A 20,738-nucleotide genomic window follows, 5' to 3' on the forward strand; every position below is an offset into this window, starting at 1 on the left:
CACCGGCAGCCGCATCCGGTGGCCTGCCGTACGGCGTGGTGGTCTGCGGTAGCGGAGGAGAGGGAACGTGAAGCTGGCGGTCAGCACGCTCGGGATGCCGGGTGAGGGGCTCGATCGGGCGATCGCGATCGCGGCCGGGCACGGGTGTCAGGGGCTGGAGCTGCGGCTGCATCCCGACACGGGGGTGCACGCGGGGCTGTCCCCGGATGAGCGGCGGTCCGTGCGGGATCGGATCTCCAAGGCGGGTCTGGAGATTTCCGCGCTGGCGGGATACGTCAGGGTCTGTGAGCCGGGCGATGACGAGCCGGTCGTGGCGGCCCTGCTGGCCGATCTGCGGCTGGCCGCGGATCTGGGCGCTCCCGGGGTGCGGGTGTTCCCGCGCGGCGACGATCCCGCGGTGGGGGCGCGCCGGTTGACGGCCGTCGCGGGTACGGCGGGCAGCCTGGGCGTCCGGGTCCTGGTGGAGACGCACGACCTGATGCCCACCGGGGCGGCCGTGGCCCGCCTGCTCGACGCGGCAGGCCATCCCGAGGTGACCGGCGCGCTGTGGGACCTGCTGCATCCCTGGAGCAACGGCGAATCTCCGGCGGAAACGCTCGCCGCGCTCGGGTCCCATCTGGCCTACGTCCAGGTCAAGGACGCCGTCTCGGCCACCGACAGCACGCCGGTGCCGCTCTGGACCGGGTCGGTGCCGCTGGAGGAGGAGGGCCGGCTGTTGCACGAGGCCGGATACGACGGATGGGTGTCGCTGGAGTGGGAGCGGACGTGGTATCCACAGGTGGCTCCCGTCGAGGAGATCCTGCCGGGCGCGGCCGAGTGGGTGCGCCGCTACGAGAGGACGTCGCTGTGAGGGACAAGGTACTCGTCGTCGGCATGGACGGTCTGCGCTTCGACCGCGTCACGGCCTTACGCCCGCCGACCCTGACGCACCTCATCTCCACAGGCGCCCACGGCACGAGCCTCCTGCCGTACGGCAAGCCCGCCACTCCCCGCACCCAGGCTCCCGGCGAGGTGATCCGCACGCCCGGACCCGCCACCTCTTCCGGCATCGGGCCTGGAGTCGCGGTGCGGGCTTCGGGTGAGTGCGACAGGGAGATCGACTCGCGGACGGATTCTGGGCCGGGGTGGGCGTCGATCCTGACGGGGGTGTGGCCGGATCGGCACCGGGTGGTGGACAACGGGTTCGGAGGTGCCCGCTTCACGAAATATCCGGACTTCTTGACGCGGGCCAAGCAGGCCAGGCCGGAGCTCAACACCTCGGCGTTCTTCTCGTGGGCCGCCCTCGACGAGCACGGCGCGTTCGGCCTGGCGGTCGACTCCAGGTTCGTGCTCGACGGTTACGCGATCTCGTTCATGACGGCCGACAAGCAGCTGGCCGCCGCCGCGGAGAGCCACCTGGCCGAGGCCGACCCCGACCTGATGTTCGTCTACCTGGGCGCCACCGACGAGGTGGCGCACGAGCAAGGCCCGCTGTGCCAGGAGTACGCCGACGCCCTCATGGCCCAGGACTCCTACCTGGGCCGCTTCGTCGAGGCCGTCCGTAGCCGCCCGCCGTACCAGGAGGAGCGCTGGACGGTCATCGTCACCACCGACCACGGCCATGTGGACGGCGGAGGGCACGGCGGCGACTCCGCCGAGGAGCGGGGCGTCTTCATGATCGCGGCCCGGCTGGAAGAGGACCTCGGCGGGATCCGCCTGGACGGGCCGCGCCTGGTCGACGTGGGGCCGACGGCGCTTGCGCAGCTCGGCATCGCCACCGATCCCGGGTGGGATCTCGACGGGATCCCACTTTTCATCAGTCGTTGAATTCTCTGGCCTGAGGTGAGACGCTGAACCTCAGGCGAACGCGGGGAGTACGGGCGATGAAGACCGCGCTGGAGTTCTCGGAGATCGATGCGGGCATGCTGGCCGAGGTCGGCGGCAAGGGCGCCAACCTGGGCGAGCTCACCCGGGCGGGCCTGCCCGTCCCACCCGGCTGGGTGCTCACGACCGACGCCTACGCACGGGCGGCCGAGGCGGCGGGCCTCGACGAGGTCATCGCGGCCCACGGCGGGCAGGATCTGGCGAGGATCGCGCGGGAGCGGCTGCTCGGGACCGGCATCCCGGACGAGATCGCGGCGGAGGTGCGCGAGCTGCACGCCAGGCTCGACGTGCCGGTGGCGGTGCGCTCGTCGGCCACCGCGGAGGACCTGCCGTACGCCAGCTTCGCCGGCCAGCAGGACACCTTCCTCAACGTGGTCGGCGCGGACGCGGTGCTGGACGCCGTACGCCGCTGCTGGGCCTCACTCTGGACCGACCGCGCGGTCGCCTACCGCGAGGCCAACGGCATCGACCACGCCACGGTACGGCTGGCGGTGGTGGTCCAGGAGATGGTGCAGGCCGGCGTCGCCGGGGTGATGTTCACGGCGAACCCGGTGACGGGCCGCTGCCGCGAGGCCGTCATCGACGCCGCTCCTGGCCTGGGTGAGGCCGTGGTGTCGGGCGCGGTCAACCCCGACAGGTTCGTGGTCGACACGGCCACCAGGGAGATCCTGCTGCGGCAGGCGGGCGACAAACGGCTGGCCATCCGCTCCGTGCCGGGCGGCGGAACCGAACGGGTCGAGGCCGCGGGCGAGGGGCTGTCGCTGACCGATGACGAGGTGCGCGCGCTGGCCGCGCTGGGCGCGCGCGTCGAGGACCACTACGGGGCGCCACAGGACACCGAGTGGGCGATCGACGCCGAGGGAGGGCTCTGGCTGACGCAGGCCCGGCCGATCACCACGCTCTACCCGCTGCCGGACAAGACGGCCGGAGGGCTGCGCGTCTACCTGTCCGTCAACGTGGCGCAGGGCGTGATGGGGCCGATCACCCCGATGGGGCTGGACTCCTTCCGCGTGATCGCTGACGGGGCGGCGGGCGCGTTCGGGTTCCCGCGGGCCACGGCGCTGCGGGTGGCGGGGCAGCGGCTGTGGATGGACGTGACGCCGGCCCTGCGCGCCACTGTGGGCAGGTTCCTGCTGCCGCGGCTGCTCAAGCTGGGCGAGGCGCGCGCCGGGGTCGTCTTCGAGCGGCTCATGGACGACCCGCGGCTGTCGGTGACCCAGACCTCGCGGCTGCCGTTCGTGCGGGCGGCCTCGCGTTTCGCGCGGCGGCTGCACGCGCCGAGCCGGGTGTTCCTGGCGCTCACCCGGCCGCGGGCGGCACTGGCCTACCCGAGGAGCCTCGACGGGGTGCTCGACAGGTGGCTCCAGGTGCCCGACACGGCGAGCCCGGCGTTCCGCCTGGACCACGCCGAGCGGGTGCTGAGCAGGACGTTCCCGCTCATCGCTTCCGTGATGCCGATCGTGATCACCGGCTACGGCCTGTTCGGGCTGGCGGGCAGGCTGTCGGGCGCCTCGGCGGAGGAACTGCAGACCGTGCTGCGCAGCCTGCCGAACAACCCCACCACCGAGATGGACCTGGCTCTGTGGGACCTGGCGACGCGCATCGAGCCTGAGCCGTTCGGCAAGCCGGTCGCCGAGCTGGTCCGCCTCTACGAGTCCGGCTCGCTGCCGCCCAGGGCCCAGCAGGGCATCGAGGCCTTCCTGCGCGAGTACGGGCATCGCGGGGTGGCGGAGATCGACCTCGGCGTCCCGCGCTGGTCGGAACGGCCCGCGCACATCCTCGGCGTCCTGGCCAACTACCTGCGCCTCGACGACCCCGCCCTGGCCCCCGCCGCCCTGTTCGCCAAGGGCGCGGCCGAGGCGCAGGCCACCATCGCCAGACTCGCCGCCCGCGGCAAGGGCCCGCTGCGCCGCGCGATCATCCGTGCCGCGCTGCGCCGCACCCGCGCCTACGCGGGCCTGCGCGAGCTGCCCAAGTTCTATGCGGTCAAGACCCTGGCCGCGGTACGGCGCAGCCTCCAGGCCGTGGGCGCGCACCTGCCACTGGACGACCCGGACGACGTCTTCTACCTGACCCTGCCCGAGGCGCGATCCGCCCTGGCGGAGCCGCGACCCGACGAGCTGCGGACCCTGGTGGCCGAGCGGAAACAGGCCTACGAGCTGGAGTCGCGTCGCAGGCACGTGCCGCGCGTCATGCTGTCCGACGGCACCGAACCCGAGGCCCTGTCCACCCCCGCGGAGGAGGGCGCGCTGACCGGCACCCCCGCCTCGTCCGGCACGGTCACCGCCCCTGCCAGGGTCGTCCTCGACCCGGTCGGCGCCCACCTGGAGCCGGGCGAGATCCTGGTCTGCCCCTCGACGGACCCGGGCTGGACCCCGCTGTTCCTCACCGCCGGCGGCCTGGTCATGGAGATGGGCGGCGCGATGTCCCACGGCGCCGTGGTGGCCAGGGAGTACGGCATCCCGGCGGTCGTCGGCGTTCGCGACGCCACCCACCGCATCACCACCGGCGCCGAGATCACGGTCAACGGTGCCGCGGGCACGGTCACTCCGGCCGACTAGCGAACGATCCGCCAGGAAGGTCCGGGCTACGGAACGGCTATCTCGATGACCGTGGGCCCGCTGGCCTTCAGCGCCCGCTCGACGGCGGCGGGCAGGTCGTCCAGCCCGTCGAGACGCTCGCCGTGCCCGCCGAAGGCACGGCCGAGCCCGGGGAAGTCGACGCCGTGGATGTCCACCGCGGTCTCCGGGATGTCCCTGGCCCGCATCTCCTCGCGGATCTCGGCGTAGCCGTGGTTGTTCATCACCACGACCGGCAGCGTCATCCCCAGCTCGGCGGCCACGGCCAGCTCCTGGACGCTGAAGAGCGTCCCGCCGTCGCCCGCCAGCGCGATCACGGTCGTGTCGGGCGCGGCCAGCTTGGCCCCGATCGCCGCGGGGATGGCGTAGCCGAGCGTGGCGTACCCGGTCGGGTAGACGAACCGCCGCGGCGCCTGCATCGGCCAGAACGGCACGGTCCCGAAGTAGGACACCTGCGCGCTGTCGCCCGCCACGATCGTGTCACCCGGAAGGCACTCCCTCAGCACGTCCTGTACGGCACGCCACCCGGAACCCATCTCCATGGCCGCCCCGGCGGCCGCCTCCCGCAGCCGGGCCGCCCGTTCCCGCCCGTTCCCGTCGGCGGGCCGGTCCGTGAGGGCGTCGGCCAGCTCGGTCAGCACCGTGGCCGCCTCGCCGTGCACCGGGATGTCCGCGGGCACGTTCTTGTGCAGCTGCCGCAGGTCCACGTCCACCCGGATGACGGTCCCGCGCGGGCGCAGCCGCGCCTCCCACAGGTCGGAGCTCGCCAGCTCGCTGCCCACCACCAGCAGCACGTCGGCGCCCTCGATGGCCTCCTGGACCGGCGCCAGTGACACGCTCGCCCCGGCGGACAGCGGGTGGCTCTCGGGGACGACGCCCTTGCCGCTCACGCTGGTGACCACGGGCGCCCCGAGCAGCTCTGCCAGCCGTACAGCCTGAGCGGAGGCGTCGCGGGCGCCACCGCCCAGCACGATCAGCGGCGCGGCGGCCCCGCGCAGGGCCGAGACGGCGGCGGTGACCACCTCGTCCGGGGCGCGCAGCGCGGCCGGTGTCAGCGGGCCCGGCGCGTCGCCGTCCCAGGGCGCCTCGAGCACGTCGAGCGGCAGCTCCAGGTGCACGGGCCGGGGACGCTCGACCCGCCAGCGGGCGAACGTCTCGTGCACCACCGCGGCGGCCTGCGCGGGCGAGCTCGCGCGGACGCTGCGGTCGTAGAGCGCGTCCATGGCGGACCGCTGGTCCTTGACCTCGTGCAGCCAGCCCACGTCCGCCCGCTCCTGCCCGAGCGGCGCCGCCGGTGAGATCACCAGCAGCGGGACCGAGTCGGCGTAGGCGGTGGCGGCGGCCGTGGCGATGTTGGTCAGCCCGGGACCGCTCGTGGTGACGCAGACGCCGGGACGGCCGCTGACGCGCGCGTAGGCGTCGGCCGCGTAGCCGCCGCCCTGCTCGTGCCGCGGCGCCACGTGGCGGATGCCCGAGCCCGTCAGGTGACGGTAGATCTCGAGATTGTGCGTTCCCGGGATGCCGAAGACCGTGCCCACCCCGTTGTCGCGCAGCGCGCGGACGACGGCGGCGGCGCCGTTCAGTGATGATTCGGTCGCCATAGTACGGCCGAGCTTACGTTTCGCCCGTAGTCTTGTCCATGTGGACCTGGATCGCACCGACCTCGAGATCGTCCGCCATCTGCAGGCGGACGGGCGGCTCACCTACGAGACCATCGCCCAGCGCGTGGGCCTGTCGCGCCCCGCCACCCGGACCAGGGCGCAGCGGCTGCTGAGCTCGGGGGCGGTCCGGATCGTGGCTATCGTGCACCCGTCGGTCAAGGGGCTGACCGCGGTCGCGCACGCCTCGATCAGCGTGGACGGCCCCGCCAGGCCCGTCGCGCTGGCGATCGCCGAGCTGGCCGACGCTCCGTTCGTCACGCTTACGGTCGGTGGGCACGCGCTCGTGAGTGAGGTGCGCGCACGCGACTTCGCGGCCCTGTCCGCCTCGATCGACCGGCTCCGCGGACTGCCCGGCGTGCGCGGCGTCGACACGCTCGTCTACAGCCGCGTGCTCAAGGACTCCACCACGCTGTCCGACCCGCCCGCCGACCCGCACCTGGACGCGCTGGACCAGCGGATACTGACCGAGCTGGAGGCCGACGGGCGGATCGCCTTCGCCGAGCTGGGCGCGCGGGTCGGCCTGTCGCCGGGCGCGGCCAGGGCGCGGACGCTGCGGCTGCTGGAGACGGGCGTGGCCAGGGTGGTCGCGCTGGTCCGGCCCGAGGTGCTGGGGATGGGCCAGCTGTGCGGGTTCGCGGTGCGGATCGAGGGCGACGCGGGACCGCTGGTCGAGCGGCTGTCCGGGTGGGACCGGGTGTCGTATCTGGCCGCCTGCATGGGGCGGGCCGACCTGGTGGGCACGGTGGCGGGGGAGTCGCTCGCCGACGTGCTGGCCGTACTGGAGGAGGTGCGTGGGCTCAAGGAGGTGCGTGAGCTGACGTCGTGGGTGCACGCCGAGGTCGTCAAGGAGCGCTACTGACGATTCGTCCGCCAAACTGATCGGCATCTCCTGTACGGCCCGGCTCAAGCCTCACCCGGCGCCGATCACCACCTCCGCGTAGCGGCGCTTCATCGTGGCGACGACCTCGTCCGGGTCCGCGGCCCAGACGTCGGCGTTGAAGATCTCGACCTCGATGTCGCCCCGGTAGCCGGCCTCCAGGACCGCACCGGTGATCGGCCGGAAGTCGATCACCCCGTCGCCCATCATGCCCCTGCCGAGCAGCACGTCGGAGGGCAGCGGATGCAGGTAGTCGCACACCTGGTACGAGGCGATCCTGGCTCCCGCCCGGGCGATCTGCTGCGATATTTCGGGATCCCACCACACATGGAAGGTGTCCACCACGACCCCGACCTGCTCCACCGGGTACGGCAGGCACAGGTCCACGGCCTGCGCCAACGTCGAGATCACCGCCCGGTCGGCGCAGTACATCGGATGCAGCGGCTCGAGCGCCAGCCGCACCCCGCGCTCTCCGGCGTAGGGCGCGAGTACGGCCAGCGCCTCGGCCACCCGATCGCGGGCGCCCGCCAGGTCCCGCGAGAACCCCGGCGAGCCGGAACCCGCCCCCAACGGCTCGCCGGGGGCCACCCCCGGCAGGCCGCCCACGACCATGACCAGGCAGGCCGCGCCCAGCTCGGCGGCCTCGTCGACGGCCCGCCGGTTGTCGTCGAGCGCCGCCGAGAAAGCTCGCCTGCCCTCGTCGCCCGGCAGTCCGCTCGCCGTGAGGAAGCCGCCCCGGCACAGCGACGACACCCGCAGCCCCGCCGCGCGCACCAGCTTGGCGCTCTCGGACAAGCCCTGCTCGGCGACCTCCTCCCGCCACAGCCCGATCGACTCCAGCCCGTGGCGCACGCACCCGTCGACCGCCTCGGCCACGGTCCACCGCTTGGTGGTGCGCTGGTTCAGCGACAGCCGGTTCACAGGCCGTTCACCGCCAGCAAGGACCTCATCCGGTGCACGGCGAGCTCCTGGTCGGTCAGCAGACCCGCCCGGTCGGCCAGGCGGAACACCTCGGCCAGGTGGGTGATGGTGCGGGCCGACTGGGCGCCGTTGACCATGGTGAAGGCGTCCTGGTGGCCGTTGAGCCAGGCCATGAAGACGATGCCGGTCTTGTAGTGGTAGGTGGGCGCCTCGAAGATCTTGCGCGACAGTGCTTCGGTCGGCGCGAGGATCTCGTCATAAAGCGCGATATTTCCGGCATCGAGCGCTTGGAGGGCCGCCGCGGCGGCCGGGGCGATGGCGTCGAAGATGCCCAGCAGCGCGTGGGAGCCGGACTTGATCAGCGACGGGTAGTTGAAGTCGTCGCCGGTGTAGAGCCTGACCCCGTCGGGTAGCGCGGCACGCAGCCGCACCTCGTGCTCCTCGTCTAGCAGCGAGACCTTCACCCCGTCCACCATCGCGGCGTGCGCGTGCACCAGCTCGAGGAACGATTCGGTGGCCGCGGCCACGTCGTGCGAGCCCCAGTAGCCCGCCAGCCGCGGGTCGAACATCTCACCCAGCCAGTGCAGGATCACCGGCCGGTCCGCCAGGCCGAACAGCTTGCCGTACACCTGGTTATAGTCCTTCGGCCCCGAGGCCGCCGCGGCGAGCTGGCGGGAGGCCATGACGATCACCCCGGCGCCGGCGGCCTGGACCGTCTCGATCTGCTCGGCGTAGGCGGCGGCGATCGTGTGCGGGGTCGTCGCGTCGGGCGCGTGGTCGGTGCCCGCGCCGCAGCTGACGAGCGTGGCAGGGTCGCCGAAGGCGCGGGCCTCGCGGGCGCTGCGCTCGATCAGCGTTCGGGTGGCGGCCCAGTCCAGGCCCATGTTGCGCTGCGCGGTGTCCATCGCGTCGGCCACGCGCAGGCCATAGGACCACAGGTGGCGGCGGAAGCGCAGCGTGGCGTCCCAGTCGACGGCGGCGGGGGAGCCGGGCGTGTTGTCGCCCAGCGGGTCGGCGACCACGTGCGCGGCGGCGTAGACGACGCGGCTCCGCGCCGGCCTGCCTGGGGGAGTCCAGGTCACCGGCTCGCGCAGCGTGTAGGGCCCGCCGGGCAGATCGATCCTCACAGCTGGGGCACCTCGATCCTGCGACCCTCGGCGGACGAGCGCAGGCCCAGCTCGGCCAGCTGCACACCGCGCGCGCCCGAGGCGAAGTCGTTGGGGAAGGGCGCGTCCTCGATCACGTGGCGGACGAATCGCTCCCACTGGATCTTGAACCCGTTGTCGAAGTCCTCGTTGTCCGGCACCTCCTGCCACCCGTCGCGGAAGCGTGCCGTGGCGGGCAGGTCGGGGTTCCAGACGGGCTTGGGGGTGGCGGCGCGGTGCTGGATGCGGCAGTTGCGCAGCCCGGCCACGGCGCTGCCGTGCGTGCCGTCCACCTGGAACTCCACCAGCTCGTCCCTGTTCACCCTGACGGTCCAGGAGGAGTTGATCTGCGCGACGATGCCGCCCGCCAGCTCGAAGACCGCGTAGGCCGCGTCGTCCGCGGTCGCCTGGTACGGCCGGCCCTGCTCGTCCACCCGGATGGGGAGGTGCGTGACGGCCTCGGCGTAGACGGACTCGACGCGGCCGAACAGGTTCTCCATCACGTAGTGCCAGTGCGGAAACATGTCCAGCACGATGCCGCCGCCGTCCTCGGCGCGGTAGTTCCACGACGGGCGCTGGGCCTGCTGCCAGTCGCCCTCGAACACCCAGTAGCCGAACTCGCCGCGCACCGACAGGATCTGGCCGAAGAAGCCGCCGTCGATCAGGCGCTTCAGCTTCAGCAGGCCCGGCAGGAACAGCTTGTCCTGCACCACGCCGTTCTTGACGCCCCTGGCCTCGGCGGCCTCGGCCAGCGCCACGGCCTCCTGCATCGTCTCGGCGGTCGGCTTCTCGGCGTAGACGTGCTTGCCCGCCTCGATGGCCGTCAGCACGGACTTCACCCGGGCGGTGGTGACCTGGGCGTCGAAGTAGATCAGGTTGTCCTGGCCGGCCAGCGCCGCGTCGAGGTCGTCGGTGAAGTCCGGGATGTCGTGCGCGGCCGCGATCCGGGCCACCCTGTCCAGGCTCCTGCCCACCAGCACCGGGCGCAGCAGGACCCGGTCGCCGTCCGAGAGCGCGACGCCGCCCTGCTCGTTGATGGCCAGGACGGACCTGACGAGGTGCTGGCGGTAGCCCATCCGCCCGGTGACGCCGTTCATCACGACGCCGATGGTGCGCACGCTCATGGGATTCCTTTCGGGGAAAGCGCTTTCCCGAACGGTATGACCGTGACCCGGCCATCGTCAAGGGGGCTCACGGGGCAGGCGAAGCGGACGGCGGGTCCCCATGGCCTGCCGTACGGGAAACGAGAAGGGTCAGATGTCGCCCTTGAGCTCGAGGCGGGAGAGCGCCTTGACGATGGGGTGCACCGTCAGGGAGAGCTGCCACTCGCGGGCGCCGAGCTTGCGCAGCCGGGAGGCCACCGACTCCTCGGTGATCTCCTCCGGCGGCTCCCAGGTCAGGCGGCGGATCGCGTCCGGCTGCAGGAGGTTCTCGGTGGGCATGCGGTGCTCGTCGGCCAGCGCCGCGACCACCGACTTGGCAGCCTGCAGGCGCTTGGCGGCGGCCGGGTCGCGGTCGGCCCAGCGGTTGGCCGGCGGCGGCCCGTCACCGGGAGTGCTCGGCTGCGGCAGCTGGCTGTCGGTCAGCGAGCGGGCCCTGGTGACCGCGGCCAGCCAGTCGCCCATGTAGCGGCGCGCGCTGCGGCCGGTGAAGGCGCTGATCTCGGTGAGCGCCTTCTTGGTGCGCGGCACGTCCAGCGCGGCGGCCACGATGGCCGCGTCGGGCAGCACCCGCCCCGGCGCCAGGTCGCTCTCGCGGGCGATCCCGTCGCGCATCGTCCACAGTTCCCGCACGATCGCCAGCGCCCGCACGTTGCGCACCTTGTGGATGCCCGAGGTGCGCCGCCACGGATCGGAGCGCGGCGCGGGCGGCGGCGTGTTGAGCACCGCGGCGAACTCCTCGCGGGCCCAGCCCAGCTTCCCGCTCTCGGCCAGCTCGGCGTGCAGCACGTCGCGCAGCTCGACCAGCACTTCCACGTCGAGCGCGGCGTAGCGCAGCCAGTCTTCCGGCAGCGGGCGGGTGGACCAGTCGGCGGCCGAGTGGCCCTTCTCCAGCCGCAGGCCGAGCACGGTCTCCACCATCGTGCCCAGGCCGACCCGCTCGTAGCCGAGCAGCCGGCCGGCCAGCTCGGTGTCGAACATGTCGTGCGGCCTGAAGCCCACCTCGGCCAGGCACGGCAGGTCCTGCGACGCGGCGTGCAGCACGATCTCGGCGCCGGCCACCGCCTCGTCGAGCGCGGACAGGTCGGGGCAGGTGATCGGGTCGATGAGCGCGGTGCCCGCCCCGGCACGGCGCAGCTGCACCAGATAGGCGCGGTTGCCGTAGCGGTAGCCGGAGGCGCGCTCGGCGTCGACGGCGACGGGCCCGCTGCCCGCGGCGAAGGCCGCCACGGTCTCGGCCAGGGCTTCCGCGTCCGCGATCACGGGCGGAATGCCGTCGCGCGGCTCCAGCAGCGGGACGACAGTGCGCTCTTCTGTCATGAGATCACCGCTCTCATGACGTTTGGTGCCCTCACTTCGTTCGGTCACTCTCCGGATCATCGCGCCGGCGGGGCAGGGTCGCCACGTCGGGAGGGAGCGGCGGAATCCCGGCGGCCAGGCACATGAGGTCGCACCAGGCGGCCACATGGCCGGAGAGATCCTCTTCGGCGGGAGACCAGGAAGCCCGCAGCTCGAGCTCGGTGGTGACCGGGTCTTCCGCCTTGTTGCCGAACCCCTCGGACACCGCCCTAGTCACGGTACCGCCCGCGGCGGAGTAGTCGGCGTGGTGGGCCTCGAGCGCTTCGGTGAGCCAGCTCCACGCCACGGGCCCGAGCAGGGGATCGGAGGTGATCTCCGGCTCCATGTCGGCCCGCACGTAAGCCACCAGCCGGAAGGGGCCGTCCCAGCCGCGCTGCCCGTCGGGGTCGTACAGCAGGATCAGCCGCCCGACGGCGAGCTCGTCGTCGTCGCGGTAGACAGACGCGCCGATGGCCGCGGAGAACGGCGCGAGGCGCTGCGGCGCCGGCAGGTCCTCCAGCTCGATCTCCGGCCTGACCTCAGTCGTCCGCATGCTCTCGGCAGCCCGCAGGAACTCCGCGGGAGCCGGCGGCTGGTCACCGAGGGTCATAGCGGAAGCGTAGGTCTCGGAGGAGCGGAAGGGGACCACGGGGGTGCTCATCTATCCTGGTCAAGCCGCCGCGCTCACCTGGTGGCGAGCCAGCGGGCGGACCGCGGCGAGCCCGATGAGGATCGCGGAGCCGCACTCCAGGCACGCCCACTCCGGCCAGGCCTCGTGCCCGTCGAGCTCCGCCAGGCACGGCGGCTGCTCGAACAGTCGCTCGCCAGCACAGGTAGCGCAGAGCTCACTGCGGCGCTCTGGGGAACTCCACAACGCGGTCATCGCACCGGGGCCTTTCTTCGGGTCGTGGCTCCGACGTTGGCATGCCTCGCTGACAATTCCGCGCAACGCGCTCGGCGTGTCCCGAAAGTGGTCGCTGAATCGGTGCCGCGCGGTGGCTTGGCGAACATTTGGTCCAGTCGAGACCGGCTTTCTGGACATCCATGGGGTGTGTTCAACCCACCTCCGAGGCGAATGCCTGGCTGACCGGTAAACATACATCCGGCTATCTGATCATGATTTTGGCCGCCCAATGCCTACTTTTCCGACACTGCGGGCGGATTGGGCGACCGCGCCGCGGGCGTGGCACCCTTGGAGGGTGACCCTCGCCGACTCCGCGTTCCTGCGCGCCTGCCGCCGCCAGCCCGTCCCGCACACGCCGGTGTGGTTCATGCGCCAGGCGGGCCGCTCGCTGCCCGAATACCTGAAGGTGCGCGAGGGCGTGCCGATGCTGCAGGCGTGCGCGACGCCCGATCTGATCGTCGAGATCACGCTGCAGCCGGTCCGCCGCTACGGCGTCGACGCGGCCATCTTCTTCAGCGACATCGTGGTGCCGCTCAAGGCCATCGGCGTCGACCTCGACATCCACCCGGGCATCGGCCCGGTGGTGGCCGACCCGATCCGCGACCTCAAGGGCCTGGACGCGCTGCGCCCGCTGGAGCCCGGCGACGAGCCCTACATCACCGAGTCCGTCCAGGCGCTGGTCAAGGAGCTCGGCGACACCCCGCTGATCGGCTTCGCCGGCGCGCCGTTCACGCTGGGCTCCTATCTGATCGAGGGCGGGCCGTCCAAGAACCACGACCGCACCAAGGCGATGATGTACGGCGAGCCGCGCCTGTGGCACGCCCTGATGGAGCGCCTGTCGGAGATCGTGCTCGAGCACCTGCTCATCCAGATCAGGGCCGGGGTGTCGGCCATCCAGCTGTTCGACTCCTGGGTCGGCGCGGTGTCCCCCGACGACTACCGGGAGTTCGTCCTGCCCCACACGCGCCGCATCTTCGAGGGCGTCCAGGGCGTGCCCCGCATCCACTTCGGCGTCGGCACCGGCGAGCTGCTCGGCGTGCTCGGCGAGGCCGGGGCCGACGTGGTCGGCGTCGACTGGCGGGTGCCGCTCGACGAGGCCGCCCGCCGGGTGGGGCCGGGCAAGGCGTTGCAGGGCAACCTCGACCCGGCCATCCTGCTGGCCCCGTGGGAGGCCGTCGAGCCCCGCGCCCGCGAGGTGCTGCGCCGCGGGCGGCAGGCCGAGGGCTACGTGTTCAACCTCGGACACGGCGTGCTGCCGAACACCGACCCCGATCAGCTCAAGCGGCTGACCGACCTGGTCCACGAGGCGTGAGCGAAGCCCTCCCGCACCCCGCCTGACGTCAGGGCGCCCACCATGCCGGCCCCGCGGCGTGCGTAGTCAGTCAGGTGGTGGGTTCGGGAGCTTCGGCGGGGGGAGGCGGCGTCCGGGGACGGCCGCGCCGTACCAGGAAGACGACGACGAGGACCACCGGCAGCGCGACGATCAGCCAGGGCAGCAGCACGCCGAGGACCGTCAGGACGATCTTGACGAAGGAGACGAGCGCGTTCCAGCCCGTCTTGAGCCCGCCGAGGAAGCCGGACGGCTCGTGCGAGGGCTCATGCGCGACGGCGGCCGGGCCGATCAGCTGGAGCGTGAGCGTGGCCATGGACACCTGCCTGGCCAGCTCCTTCTGCTGGGCCTGCAGCGACTCCAGGTCCGCCTCACGGGTGGAGATCTCCCGCTCGACCTCGAGCACCTGCCCGATCGTCTTGGCCTTGGTCAGCAGCGTGCGCAGCGAGTCGAGCGTCCGCTGGGCCGACTTGAGCCGGCTGTCCACGTCGGCCACCTGCATGGTGACGTCCTGGGTGCCCTGGTTGACCGACACCCGCTTGCCCAGGTCCCTGCCGAGCGAGGCGAGCACGTCGGGGTAGCGGGCGGGCGGGACCTTGAACTCCAGGGTGGCGTTCGCCTGGGCGTCGGAGGCGGCGCTCGAGTCCTCCTTCGACAGGTAGCCGCCCGCGGCGGTGACGATCTGCTTGGCCCTGTCGGCGGCCGTGGGGACGTCCTTGGCGCGCACGGTCAGGCCGCCCACGTAGATGACCTGCCTGTCCTGCTGCGTGACGGTGACGCCCGCGGTGAGGGACTTGCCGGTGCCTCCTTCGGCGGCCTTCTGGTCCGCGGGCGCCGGGGTGGGCGCTGCCTCCCCCCTGTACATGGGGGCCGCGTCCGACTGGGACTGCGTGGTCACGGCGCCCCCGCCGCCGCATCCGGACAGGAGCGCGACGCCCAGTGCCAGCGCCAGCGCTGTGCCGTACCTGATTGTCCTCATGCTCTAAGGACGGTTCCCGATCACGTGCGGTTGAGGAGAAACCGTCACGTTAGGGTCACGCGCCGGGGCACTGACCGCAGGCGGTAGCGTCAGGAGACGTGAAAGGCAAGCACGTGGTCGTCGTGGGTGGCGGGATTTCCGGGCTGGCCGCCGCCTGGTATCTGAGTCAGGGCGGCGTCAGGGTGACGGTGCTGGAGGGCAGCCCGCGTATCGGCGGCAAGCTGCTGGCGACCGAGGTGGCCGGAGTCCGGGTGGACGCCGGCGCGGAGGCCATGCTGGCCCGCAGGCCCGAGGGCAAGGACCTGGCCAAGGCGGTGGGGCTCGGCGACGACCTGGTGAGCCCCGGCACTACCAGCGCCTCCATCTACAGCAGGGGCGCGCTGCGGCCGATGCCCAAGGGGCAGGTCATGGGCGTCCCCTCGGACGTGACCGAGCTGGCCAGGAGCGGCATCATCTCGCCCGGCGGGCTGCTGCGGGTGCCGCTGGACCAGATCCTGCCCGCCACGCTGGTGCGCAGCGACGTGTCCGTGGCCGCCTACATCAGGGCCAGGGTCGGCGGCGAGGTCCTCGAACGGCTGGTCGAGCCGCTGCTGGGCGGCGTGTACGCGGGCCGGGCCGACATGCTGTCGCTCGAGGCCACGATGCCCGCGATCGCCGCTGCCGCCCGCTCGGAGCGTTCGCTGCTCAACGCCGCCAGGCAGATCACCGAGGAGGCGCCCAAGCAGGCGGGCCCGGTGTTCGCCTCGCTCAGGAACGGCCTCGGCAGCCTGCCCGAGGCGGTCGCCGCGGCCTCGGGGGCCGACATCAGGACCGGCGTGACCGTGCGCGAGCTGCGCCGCACCCAGCACGGCTGGCGCCTGGTGACAGGGCCCGTGCCGCGGCCCGAGGTGATCGACGCGGACGCGGTCGTGGTCGCCCTGCCGGGCCCGGCCGCCGCGCGGCTGCTGCAGACCGAGGTGCCCAAGGCCGCCGCCGAGCTGGCCAGGATCGAGTACGCCAGCATGGCCATCGTCACGCTCGCCTACCCGGTCGACGCCTTCCCCGAGCCGCCGACGGGCAGCGGCTACCTCGTCCCGCCCGTCGAGGGCCGGTCGGTCAAGGCCGCCACGTTCAGCTCCGTCAAGTGGCCGCACCTGGCCAACGACCTGATCATCGTGCGCTGCTCGATCGGCAGGCTCGGCGAGGAAGCGCTGCTGCAGCGCGAGGACGGCGAGCTCGTCTCGCTGGCGATGGCCGAGATGGGCGAGGTGATGGGCGTGCGCGGGCTGCCCGCCGACACGCGCGTCACCCGCTGGGGCGGCGGACTGCCGCAGTACAACGTCGGCCACCTCGACCGCATCGCGCGCGTCCGCGCCGCCGTCGCGGTCCAGCCCGGGCTGGCCGTCTGCGGCGCGGCCTACGACGGGCTGGGCATCCCCGCCTGTATTTCCACTGCTCGTACGGCTGCCGCCGGGATTCTGGGAGGATTGGACACATGACCGAGAACGCTGCGCGGCCGAAGGCCCGCGACCTGAACCAGGTGATCCGCTACACGATGTGGTCGGTGTTCAAGGTCAGCGAGCCATGCCCCGGCAACCGCGAGGGCCTGGCCGACGAGGTCGAGGAGCTGCTCGAGCAGGCCGCCGGCAAGGACGTGGTGACCCGGGGGCTGTACGACGTGGGCGGCTTCCGCGCCGACGCCGACTACATGTTCTGGTGGCACGCGCCCTCCTCCGACGACCTGCAGGACGTCTACGCCCGCTTCCGCCGCACCGGGCTCGGCCGCCACAGCGAGCCGGTGTGGTCGGCGATGGCGCTGCACCGCCCGGCGGAGTTCAACAAGTCGCACATCCCGGCCTTCCTGGCCGAGGAGGAGCCGCGCAACTACGTCAGCGTGTACCCGTTCGTGCGGTCGCTCGAGTGGTACCTGCTCGAGGACTCCGAGCGCCGAGCCATGCTGGCCGAGCACGGCAAGATGGCCCGCGACTACCCCGACGTGCGGGCCAACACGGTGGCCTGCTTCTCGCTCAACGACTACGAGTGGATGCTCGCCTTCGAGGCCGACGAGCTGCACCGCATCGTCGACCTGATGCGCCACCTGCGCAGTGCAGAGGCCCGCCGGCACACCCGGGTCGAGATCCCCTTCTACACCGGCCGCCGCAAGCCGGTGCAGGAGCTGCTCGCCTCCCTGCCGTGACCGAATCGGGTTGTCCGGCGCGCCTTACAACCCGGAGGATGGCACGGTGAAACAGGACCTGCATCGCTATCTGAAGGAGGGCCGCGAGGCCCTGGTGTGGAAGCTTGACGACCTGAGCGAGTACGACATCCGGCGCCCGCTCACCCCGACGGGGACGAACCTGCTCGGCCTGGTCAAGCACGTGGCCAGCGTCGAGGCATGGTACCTGGGCGACGTGTTCGGCAGGCCGTCACCGGAGTCGCTGCCCTGGTTCGCCGATGACGCCGAGCCGAACGCGGACATGTGGGCCACCGCGAGCGAGTCGCGCGAGGACGTCGTCGGCCTCTACCACCGGGTGTGGACGCACTCCGACGCCACGGTCGAGGCGCTCGAGCTGGACGCCGTGGGTGAGGTGCCGTGGTGGCCGCAGGAGCGCCGTAAGGTGACGCTGGGCCGCATCCTCGTCCACGTCATCGCCGAGACCCATCGGCACGCCGGGCACGCCGACATCGTCAGGGAGCTCGTCGACGGGGCCGCCGGAAGGCGCGTGGACAATTCCAACCTGCCCGACGTCGACGAGGCGTGGTGGAAGGCCTACCACGCACGCCTGGAGGACTCGGCCCGCCAGGCCGCTAGCGGGTGAGCGCGGCGGCCAGCCGCCACGACCCCAGCCCGAACAGCACGGCCGCGAACGCGAGCAGCACGCCGAGCTGCGGCAGCACGTCGACCACGGTGCCGCCGTGGCGCAGCAGCTCGGCGAAGCCGTCCAGAGCCCAGGCGTGCGGCGTCACGTGCGCCAGCCGGCGCATGGGCTCGGAGAACAGGTCCAGCGGCAGCATCGCCCCGCCCAGCGCGGCGAGCCCGAGGCTGAGCAGCAGCCCCAGCGCGGTGGCCTGCTGCCCGGAACGCAGCACGGAGCCGAGCAGCATCGCGGCGCCCCCGCCCACCAGCGAGAACGCCAGCAGCAGGGCGGCGGCGCCGAGAGGGTCGCCCCAGTGGACGCCGAACAGCAGCGCGGAGCCGGCCATGATGACCAGCCCCTGCGCCAGCGCCACCGCGACCCGCCCGGCGCCCTCGCCGAGCAGGATCCGCCCGCTCGACAGCGGCGCGGCGTACATGCGCCGCGAGATGCCCAGCCGCCTGGTCTCGATCAGCTCCGACGCCCCGGTCAATGAGGTCAGGAACACGAACAGCAGCAACTGCTCGCTCGCGGCCACGTCGAACCCGGTCACGGTCACGGGGATCCGCGCCGTGCCCGTCGTGGACTCCTCGATCGTGAGCCCGGGTACGGAGATGCTCCTCGTCCTGTCGGGTGTGACGCCCGCGTAGTTCGCCGCTCGCAGCGGGATCGCGGCCTCGGCCACGATCGCCCTGACGGCCACGCCGAGCTGCTGCCCCTGCGGTTCCCGCCGGGAGACGTACTCCAGCCCGCCGGCGGAGATCACCAGGCCGCCGGTCAGCCTGCCGCGCTCCACATCGGACCGCAGATCGCCGGCGTCGTCGTAGCGCCGCACCTCGAAGCCCCGCGCCGATTCCAGCGCGCCGACCAGGAACCCGTCGCCGCTCACGCCGAGCCGGGGTTTGCCGCCGGTGCCGAACGCGATCCCGAGCACCAGGATCAGCACGATCGGGAAGACGATCACGAAGAAGATGTTCGACCGGTCACGCACCAGCCTGAGCAGATTGATCCGCACGATCGCGATCACGCCCGCGTCCACCTTCCCACCCGCAGCAGCGCCAGCCCGATGGTGACCACTCCGATGCCGGTCAGCACCAGCACGGGGACGGCCACCACGCCGGGACCGCCACCGCCGCTCAGGTCGGCCAGCCCCTGCAGGAACCAGCGGTGCGGGGTGACCAGGCTCAGCCCGGCCATGACGTCGCTCAGCTGCGGCGTCGGCAGGAACACCCCGCCGAGCACGCCCAGGAGCACGGCCACCACGGCCTCGATGTTGCCCGCCTGCTCGGCCGAGGTGGCGGCGGTGGCGACCGTGGCCATCACCCCGGTCGCCGCCAGCACCCCGGAGACGATCAGCAGGCCGACGCCCACCGGGTCGCCCCAGTGCGCCCCCAGCAGCAGCGCCGAGGCGGTCAGCAGCACGGCCATCGACGCCACGCCCAGGACGAAGCCGCTCAGCAACTTGCCGAAGACGATCGTGTAGCGGGGGACGGGCGCGGCGAGCAGCCGGACCAGCGTGCCGTCGCGCCGCTCGTCCAGGATGCCGCTGAAGCCGAACTGCACGGTGAAGAACAGGAAGAACACCGCCATCCCGGCGCTGAGGCTCTCGGCAGCCGTCAGCTGCCGCCTGCCCGCCGGGGCGTCGCGCACGGTCAGGGGATCGGGCGTGGCCAGCGCGGACTGCGGATCGCCCGACCCCTTGGCCGCCAGCGCCACCTGCACGTAGCGGACCTGGGCGGCGAACGCTCCGGCGACCGAGCGGGCCACGTACGAGCCGACCTGCGCGTCCACGTCGCCGATCACCTGGATCGAGGCCGGTCTGGCGCTCAGCACGGCCTGGCTCAGCCCGGCCGGCAGCACGTAGGCGGCGTCCACCTCGCCGCGCTCGACCAGCGCCCGCGCCTGCCCCGGGTCCGCGGCGGTCACCAGCGTGATCGCGCCGCCGCGCTCGAGCGGCCGCAGCGCCTGCCGGGAGAAGCTCGCCGCGACGGGGCCGCGGTCCTGGTCGGCCAGGGCGATCCTGGCGGGATGGCGTTCGTCCAGCCCGTGGAAGACCAGGCTGAAGATGGCCGCCAGCCCGAACGGCACCACCAGCGCCAGCATGAACAGCGACCTGTCCCTGACCCGCTGGCGCAGGTCCTTGGCCAGGATCAGCAGCATCACGCGCACGTCAGTCACGCAGCGCCTTGCCGGTCAGGTGCAGGAACACCGACTCCAGGTTCGGCTCGTGCACCTCCACCGCCCGCACTCCGGGCCCCGCCACCGCCATCACCTTGGGCAGTGCCGCCCTGGCGTCCTCGACCATGAGCTCCACGTGCCCCTCGCTCGCGTCGGCCCGCCGTACCTCCGGCAGTTCCTGGAGATCGGGTACGGCTATCGCGCCGTCGACGTCCAGCGTGATGCGATCGAGCTCCCCGACCAGGGCGACCAGCTCCCTGCGGGTGCCCTCGGCCCTGATCGTGCCCAGGTCGATGACGCCGATGCGGTCGCACAGCCGCTCGGCCTCCTCCATGTAGTGCGTGGTGTACAACACGGCCACGCCCTCGCCGGCCAGCGCGGCGACGCTCTCCAGGATCGCGTTGCGGCTCTGCGGGTCCACGCCGACCGTGGGCTCGTCCAGGATCAGCAGCGGCGGTCGGTGCAGCAGGCCCGCGCCGATGTTGAGCCGGCGCTTCATGCCGCCCGAGTACTGGCTGACCGGGTCGCCCGCCCGCTCGGTCAGGCCGACGACCTCCAGCACCTCGGCCACCCGGGTGCGGGCCTCGGCGCGGCCCATGCCGTACAGGCGGGCGAAGAAGCGTAAATTCTCCCGGGCGCTGAGGTCGGGGTAGAGGGCCAGCTCCTGCGGGACGTAGCCGATCCTGGCCTTGCCCCAGGTGCTGACGGTGTCGTGTGGGCGGCCGGCCACCAGGATCTCGCCGGAGTCCCTGGCCAGGACGCCGGCGATCATCGAGATCGTGGTGGTCTTGCCGGCGCCGTTCGGCCCGAGCAGGCCGTAGGTCTCTCCGGCGGAGATCGTGAAGCTCACGCCGTCGACGGCGACGAGGTCGCCGAACGCCTTCTTGAGATCACGGCATCTCAGGATCTCGTCCCCCTGCACCCGCACAGCTTGCTAGCGCGGCGGTACGGCGGGCAAGACCCGAGACC

Annotated in this window: 19 protein-coding genes; 8 read left to right on the plus strand and 11 right to left on the minus strand. The window is 72.5% G+C overall.

The genetic code is table 11. The features are described 5' to 3' along the window. Positions 1-67: 67 nt before the first annotated feature. Genes ACIBHX_RS03485 through ACIBHX_RS03495 form a run of 3 tightly spaced genes read left to right on the plus strand, consistent with a single transcriptional unit; the run spans position 68 to position 4,424 of the window. Positions 68-850 (plus strand): sugar phosphate isomerase/epimerase family protein, encoded by a 783-nt coding sequence (locus ACIBHX_RS03485; RefSeq protein ID WP_397063789.1) that lies wholly within the window; start codon positions 68-70, stop codon positions 848-850. After that, the gene (locus ACIBHX_RS03490; RefSeq protein ID WP_397063791.1) at positions 847-1,806 is read left to right on the plus strand and encodes an alkaline phosphatase family protein; all 960 of its coding nucleotides are present in this window, start codon (positions 847-849) and stop codon (positions 1,804-1,806) included. Before ACIBHX_RS03485 ends, ACIBHX_RS03490 begins: the two co-directional genes overlap by 4 nt. Positions 1,807-1,862: 56 nt before the next feature. Beyond that, positions 1,863-4,424 carry a PEP/pyruvate-binding domain-containing protein gene (locus tag ACIBHX_RS03495; RefSeq protein ID WP_397063793.1) on the plus strand — a complete coding sequence of 854 codons (2,562 nt, stop codon included), beginning with the start codon at positions 1,863-1,865 and terminating at the stop codon, positions 4,422-4,424. Between the two features lie 26 nt (positions 4,425-4,450). Here ACIBHX_RS03495 and ACIBHX_RS03500 read toward each other — a convergent pair whose 3' ends face one another. Beyond that, entirely contained in the window at positions 4,451-6,043 is a 1,593-nt protein-coding gene (locus tag ACIBHX_RS03500; protein WP_397063795.1) for a 5-guanidino-2-oxopentanoate decarboxylase, read from the minus strand. A gap of 40 nt (positions 6,044-6,083) precedes the next feature. On the opposite strand from ACIBHX_RS03500, the gene ACIBHX_RS03505 reads away from it, so the two are divergent. Continuing rightward, positions 6,084-6,962 carry an Lrp/AsnC family transcriptional regulator gene (locus ACIBHX_RS03505; RefSeq protein ID WP_397063797.1) on the plus strand — a complete coding sequence of 293 codons (879 nt, stop codon included), beginning with the start codon at positions 6,084-6,086 and terminating at the stop codon, positions 6,960-6,962. 51 nt (positions 6,963-7,013) lie between these two features. Here ACIBHX_RS03505 and ACIBHX_RS03510 read toward each other — a convergent pair whose 3' ends face one another. From ACIBHX_RS03510 to ACIBHX_RS03535, 6 genes are all read right to left on the minus strand, one after another. Next, positions 7,014-7,901, minus strand: coding sequence for a sugar phosphate isomerase/epimerase family protein (locus tag ACIBHX_RS03510; RefSeq protein ID WP_397063798.1), 888 nt, complete (start codon positions 7,899-7,901; stop codon positions 7,014-7,016). After that, positions 7,898-9,028 (minus strand): dihydrodipicolinate synthase family protein, encoded by a 1,131-nt coding sequence (locus ACIBHX_RS03515; protein ID WP_397063800.1) that lies wholly within the window; start codon positions 9,026-9,028, stop codon positions 7,898-7,900. The genes ACIBHX_RS03510 and ACIBHX_RS03515 overlap by 4 nt, the downstream gene beginning before the upstream one ends. Beyond that, complete coding sequence (locus ACIBHX_RS03520) at positions 9,025-10,170, minus strand: Gfo/Idh/MocA family protein (protein WP_397063801.1); 1,146 nt, start codon at positions 10,168-10,170, stop codon at positions 9,025-9,027. Before ACIBHX_RS03520 ends, ACIBHX_RS03515 begins: the two co-directional genes overlap by 4 nt. Before the next feature lie 129 nt (positions 10,171-10,299). Continuing rightward, positions 10,300-11,526 (minus strand): ribonuclease D, encoded by a 1,227-nt coding sequence (locus ACIBHX_RS03525; RefSeq protein ID WP_397063803.1) that lies wholly within the window; start codon positions 11,524-11,526, stop codon positions 10,300-10,302. 31 nt (positions 11,527-11,557) lie between these two features. Next, positions 11,558-12,154 carry a DUF3000 domain-containing protein gene (locus ACIBHX_RS03530; RefSeq protein ID WP_397063805.1) on the minus strand — a complete coding sequence of 199 codons (597 nt, stop codon included), beginning with the start codon at positions 12,152-12,154 and terminating at the stop codon, positions 11,558-11,560. A 60-nt stretch (positions 12,155-12,214) separates the two neighbouring features. Beyond that, positions 12,215-12,427, minus strand: coding sequence for a hypothetical protein (locus ACIBHX_RS03535; RefSeq protein WP_397063806.1), 213 nt, complete (start codon positions 12,425-12,427; stop codon positions 12,215-12,217). A 316-nt stretch (positions 12,428-12,743) separates the two neighbouring features. Here ACIBHX_RS03535 and hemE point away from each other — a divergent pair, with 316 nt between their 5' ends. Then, positions 12,744-13,760 carry a uroporphyrinogen decarboxylase gene (hemE, locus tag ACIBHX_RS03540; RefSeq protein ID WP_397063808.1) on the plus strand — a complete coding sequence of 339 codons (1,017 nt, stop codon included), beginning with the start codon at positions 12,744-12,746 and terminating at the stop codon, positions 13,758-13,760. Positions 13,761-13,830: 70 nt separating this feature from the next. Here the strand turns inward: hemE and ACIBHX_RS03545 are convergent, their stop codons facing one another. Then, positions 13,831-14,757: a DUF4349 domain-containing protein gene (locus ACIBHX_RS03545; RefSeq protein WP_397063809.1), complete on the minus strand. Its 927-nt coding sequence runs from the start codon at positions 14,755-14,757 to the stop codon at positions 13,831-13,833. Positions 14,758-14,855: 98 nt separating this feature from the next. On the opposite strand from ACIBHX_RS03545, the gene hemG reads away from it, so the two are divergent. From hemG to ACIBHX_RS03560, 3 genes are read left to right on the plus strand one after another with little or no spacing between them, the layout of a single operon-like run. Beyond that, the gene (gene hemG, locus ACIBHX_RS03550) at positions 14,856-16,235 is read left to right on the plus strand and encodes a protoporphyrinogen oxidase (protein WP_397063811.1); all 1,380 of its coding nucleotides are present in this window, start codon (positions 14,856-14,858) and stop codon (positions 16,233-16,235) included. Next, positions 16,232-16,933 (plus strand): hydrogen peroxide-dependent heme synthase, encoded by a 702-nt coding sequence (gene hemQ, locus ACIBHX_RS03555; protein ID WP_397063813.1) that lies wholly within the window; start codon positions 16,232-16,234, stop codon positions 16,931-16,933. The genes hemG and hemQ overlap by 4 nt, the downstream gene beginning before the upstream one ends. Positions 16,934-16,979: 46 nt before the next feature. Beyond that, complete coding sequence (locus tag ACIBHX_RS03560) at positions 16,980-17,555, plus strand: DinB family protein (RefSeq protein WP_397063815.1); 576 nt, start codon at positions 16,980-16,982, stop codon at positions 17,553-17,555. Here ACIBHX_RS03560 and ACIBHX_RS03565 read toward each other — a convergent pair. The 3 genes from ACIBHX_RS03565 to ACIBHX_RS03575 are packed head-to-tail and all read right to left on the minus strand — an operon-like array spanning position 17,545 to position 20,691. After that, positions 17,545-18,618, minus strand: a complete 1,074-nt coding sequence (locus tag ACIBHX_RS03565) for an ABC transporter permease (RefSeq protein ID WP_397063817.1) — start codon at positions 18,616-18,618, stop codon at positions 17,545-17,547. The two genes, ACIBHX_RS03560 and ACIBHX_RS03565, sit on opposite strands and share 11 nt — an antisense overlap. Next, a complete protein-coding gene (locus tag ACIBHX_RS03570) occupies positions 18,615-19,769 on the minus strand; it encodes an ABC transporter permease (RefSeq protein WP_397063819.1) in 1,155 nt (384 codons plus the stop codon). The genes ACIBHX_RS03565 and ACIBHX_RS03570 overlap by 4 nt, the downstream gene beginning before the upstream one ends. Then, entirely contained in the window at positions 19,762-20,691 is a 930-nt protein-coding gene (locus ACIBHX_RS03575; RefSeq protein ID WP_397063821.1) for an ATP-binding cassette domain-containing protein, read from the minus strand. Before ACIBHX_RS03575 ends, ACIBHX_RS03570 begins: the two co-directional genes overlap by 8 nt. Between the last annotated feature and the right edge of the window lie 47 nt (positions 20,692-20,738).

Source organism: Nonomuraea sp. NPDC050536, from assembly GCF_044457685.1.
Lineage (GTDB): Bacteria > Actinomycetota > Actinomycetes > Streptosporangiales > Streptosporangiaceae > Nonomuraea.

What these genes read in the sequence shown, in the direction of transcription:
- ACIBHX_RS03545 (WP_397063809.1), bottom strand. Translation starts at nt 14,757, where the DNA reads ATGAGGACAATCAGGTACGGCACAGCGCTGGCGCTGGCACTGGGCGTC.
- hemQ (WP_397063813.1), top strand. Translation starts at nt 16,232, where the DNA reads ATGACCGAGAACGCTGCGCGGCCGAAGGCCCGCGACCTGAACCAGGTG.
- ACIBHX_RS03500 (WP_397063795.1), bottom strand. Translation starts at nt 6,043, where the DNA reads ATGGCGACCGAATCATCACTGAACGGCGCCGCCGCCGTCGTCCGCGCG.
- ACIBHX_RS03530 (WP_397063805.1), bottom strand. Translation starts at nt 12,154, where the DNA reads ATGACCCTCGGTGACCAGCCGCCGGCTCCCGCGGAGTTCCTGCGGGCT.
- ACIBHX_RS03535 (WP_397063806.1), bottom strand. Translation starts at nt 12,427, where the DNA reads ATGACCGCGTTGTGGAGTTCCCCAGAGCGCCGCAGTGAGCTCTGCGCT.
- ACIBHX_RS03495 (WP_397063793.1), top strand. Translation starts at nt 1,863, where the DNA reads ATGAAGACCGCGCTGGAGTTCTCGGAGATCGATGCGGGCATGCTGGCC.
- ACIBHX_RS03520 (WP_397063801.1), bottom strand. Translation starts at nt 10,170, where the DNA reads ATGAGCGTGCGCACCATCGGCGTCGTGATGAACGGCGTCACCGGGCGG.
- ACIBHX_RS03525 (WP_397063803.1), bottom strand. Translation starts at nt 11,526, where the DNA reads ATGACAGAAGAGCGCACTGTCGTCCCGCTGCTGGAGCCGCGCGACGGC.